This window comes from Halochromatium sp. (assembly GCF_054919635.1).
In genome coordinates this window covers 1-2,648 of the sequence record NZ_JBUDPI010000447.1, presented here as the reverse complement: position 1 = coordinate 2,648, position 2,648 = coordinate 1, and the positions used below count along the sequence as shown (strand labels likewise).

Sequence of the window (2,648 nt, the reverse complement as noted above, 5' to 3'; positions counted from 1 at the left end):
CGTCTTAGCAGCGTTGATCTGCGCCGCCAGGTAGTCAGAGCCGCCTCGATCCGGATGCAACTTTTGCATCAGGCGGCGATGCGCCGCGCGAATCTGCTCAGGCTCAGGCTCAGCACCGACCTCAAGGCCAAGGATGGCCAGGGCATCGTCGCGCGTCATGCCCTTCCCGCTCGAGCCAGACGTCCCCTGCTTCTGCCTAGCATCCCAACCCGCGTCGCCCTCAGCCGCCCGCTCGCGCCAATCCGGATGCTCGCGCTCCAGGTAGGCCGTTAACACCGCAGCCGACTGCTCATCGTCATCCTGATAGAGCTCGAGCATTCGCAGCAATTGGTCGAGTGTCAGCTCCGAGAGCTGCCGGCCCTGGAAGGGACCCTCGCGCACCTCGCCATCCATGGCGCCGCTCTCATGGTCGAGACTCATCGCCAGATAACGGGTGCGGATGGCGGAGCGCTGTTCGCTTCGGCCGTCGGCGCCCGCTGTGCCACCGAGCCCGGCGCCAAGACCGCCAGTGGGAATCCTCCCAGCCAGACCACCAAGCCCGAGCGACTGCAAGACGCGTTGCAACATCGGCAACATGTGCAACAGACTCAGAATCCGAATCCCGACCGGAATCGCCGCGGCCAAGGCTGCAAAGATCGGGTTCAGACGCCCGGTGAGCGTGGCGAGGATCAGCAGCCCGATGCCCCCCCAGAGGGCGACCCGGCGCAGCACACGCGCAACCTGGGGCGCCGGCGTGCGGCTAAACCAGTACAGAAACCAGCCCAGACCGCCGATGACGATCAGCAGGATCAGCAAGCGGCCCATGGCTCAGCCTCCACAGGCTGTGATGCGCGGACAGCCTCGTGCCAGCTCAAGCAAAGGTCGCACACTCCATGCCCGTCTCCGACGCCAATGCAACACGCTCATCGCCTATCGCCCTCGCAGCTGTTGGGTCAGCCGCAGCACCTCGCCACCGCGGCGGCGACCGAAGTCAGCAAGCGCCTTGCGGCCGCCTGCGGCATAGACAGCCACCGCACTAAGAAGGTCCTTGAGGGTGCGCGGGCTGGAGGCGTCGAACGGGCACCAGGCGCCACCGCTGAGACGCGCAATCTCCTTCATCGCACGCTCAGCGGTCGGATCACGGCCTTCTTGGAACACGAAGGCTGGCACACCGAGCAGGCCCAGCTGACCTGCCAGATCAGCAAGACCATCCAGAGGCTCCTCGACGCAATCGCCGACGAAGACCAGGGCGTTGACCCGCTTGCGCTCGGTTTCAGCAATGACGTGGCTAAGAACACGACCGATCTGGGTGATACCAGCCGCGCAGCGCACCGCGGTCATGCGCGGCAACAGCTGATCGGCGCTCCCGCACCAGGGCGAGGCATGCAGCTCCTGAAAACCACGATAATGGACAAGCTGCACATCCAGCCCGCCCAGATCATTCGTCTCCTGGAACATCGCTGCCTGAAGACTAGCCGCCTGATCCCAGGTCGGCTCACGGCTCGCGGTCGCATCCATTGCAAAGATCAATCGCCCACGCGCTCCTGCCGGCAGGCGCTTCGGCGCCGCCGCCACCTGCTCCAAGAAGGCATCGACCTCGGTGCGACTTGAGGTCGTTTTCAGATCGGTTCGCGAACGGTTCATCGTCCCAGAGTATAAGACTGGCGTATGAGATTGTCTGAGCGCGCTCGCTCAGCACTTAGACCTAGATGGAGCCAGGTGGGCACCGCTGATCGAGTCCGGACAAGCTCGTGCAAGAGGCCAGGCCACCTTAAGGCTCCTCGCCCTCGGTGAGGATCTTCAGGTCTGAATGCACGAGGGTTCGATGCACCGGACAACGCTCAGCGATCTCGAGCAGCAGCCCGCGCTCGTGCTCGTTGAGCGCGCCGGCCAGTGTGATCCGCTGCACGATCCGCTGCGGACCGCGCTTCGCGCCCGCTTCGCCGGGCAGCTCGCGGTGCCGCAGCCGCACCTCGATGTCATCGAGCGCCATCCCTTTGCGCTTGGCGACCATGCGCAGCGTCATCGAGGTGCAGGCACCCAATGCCATCAACAACAGCTCGTAGGGATTGGGTCCCAAATCAGAGCCGCCCGCCGCAATGGGCTCATCGGCCAGGAGCTGATGGCGCGCCGCATAGAGTCCTCGCAGAAAGGCCTGATTACGCTCGGTCACCAGCACCTCGCCAGCCTCGACCGCCGGCGCCGTCCCGGTGCCTCCCTCCTCATGATGGCGCAGCAGCCCGAGATAGCGGCTCGCCCAGGCCACCAGTGTCTCGGCAACGTATTCCGAATCCTCACGCTTGGTCAGCAGATGATCAGCGCGATCGAGCGAGATGAAGCTCTTTGGATGCAGCGCCGAGCGATAGATCTTGGCCGCTTCCTCAACCTCGACGATCTCGTCGACGGGCGAATGAAAGACCAGCAAGGGGCGCTTCAGCCGACGGATATGCTCTGCATCGGCATACTGCTCCAAGTCTTCAAGGAACTGGCGACGGATGCGAAAGCGGCGCCGACCGACCTGCACCTCGGCCTCGCCGGTCGTCTCCAGCTCGCCGCGCACACCAGTAAACAGGTGTTGAATATGCCCAGGTGTCGCCGGCGCGGCGATGGTCACCACGGCCTCGACCGACGGCAAACGTCCGGCCGCGGCGAGCACTGCGGCGCCGCCC

3 protein-coding genes are annotated in these 2,648 nt (G+C 64.8%); all 3 read right to left on the bottom strand.

Annotated elements, in window-relative coordinates; all coding sequences use genetic code 11:
- Positions 1–804, bottom strand: an 804-nt coding sequence (locus ACY693_RS18075) for a J domain-containing protein (protein ID WP_462323201.1), incomplete at its 3' end; no start/stop codon positions are given.
- Positions 805–909: 105 nt separating this feature from the next.
- Complete coding sequence (locus ACY693_RS18070) at positions 910–1,623, bottom strand: VWA domain-containing protein (RefSeq protein WP_462323200.1); 714 nt, start codon at positions 1,621–1,623, stop codon at positions 910–912.
- A gap of 127 nt (positions 1,624–1,750) precedes the next feature.
- Positions 1,751–2,648: bifunctional alpha/beta hydrolase/OsmC family protein (locus ACY693_RS18065; RefSeq protein ID WP_462323199.1), on the bottom strand; the 898-nt coding region annotated here is incomplete at its 5' end.